Below are 629 nucleotides of genomic sequence, written 5' to 3'. Positions count from 1 at the left end.
CAACATGTTCAAGTAGCTGTCAGTTAAAGTCGACAACTCTTCATTGGTATCGACACGTTTCGCTTGGATAAATAGCGAGTAGCAGATGCCGTGGAACAGATTCGCAAGATGCTTAGGATCGTGATCGTCACACACTTCGCCGCGCTCAATCGCTTTACTAAACATGTTTTGTACCAACATTTGGTTAGTGCGGTTTGTCGTTACGAACAGTGGCCATACTTCATCACGCGTCGATGCGCTCCATTCGAACCATACGTTCAACCAGTGGCTGTCTTGAGCTACTAGTGTCACCATTTCAGTCGCAATATTATGTAGGTTTTGTTTTGCGTGAATATCTAGATCGATATTGTCTGAAAGGAAGTTTGAGAATTGACGGACAACATGATTAAGCACTTCATCAACCAGATCTTCACGAGTAGGGAAGTAGTTAAATACTGTTGCTACTGATACCTGAGCGATATCTGCAATGTCAGCGTGACCACCACGGCCAATGCCGCGACGAGAGAATACTTCAAGCGCGATTTCCATCAGCTGAAGTTTTCTTTTTAAAGGTGAAAGCCTAGTTCTAGGTCTCTTAGAGATTGAGTCCATTTTATTTTCCTTGCCAACGATTTTTTTATATTAATGAT

1 protein-coding gene is annotated in these 629 nt (G+C 42.6%); it reads right to left on the bottom strand.

Annotation, left to right across the window (positions count from 1 at the left end; translation table 11 throughout):
• Nucleotides 1-591, bottom strand: a 591-nt coding sequence (locus BCT81_RS03900; RefSeq protein WP_102423289.1) for a LuxR/HapR/OpaR family quorum-sensing transcriptional regulator, incomplete at its 3' end; no start/stop codon positions are given.
• Between the last annotated feature and the right edge of the window lie 38 nt (nt 592-629).

Source organism: Vibrio sp. 10N.261.52.A1 (assembly GCF_002876325.1).
GTDB lineage: Bacteria > Pseudomonadota > Gammaproteobacteria > Enterobacterales > Vibrionaceae > Vibrio > Vibrio chagasii.
The sequence above is the reverse complement of the archived record's forward strand: the minus strand, read 5'-3'. Positions and strand labels throughout refer to the sequence as shown.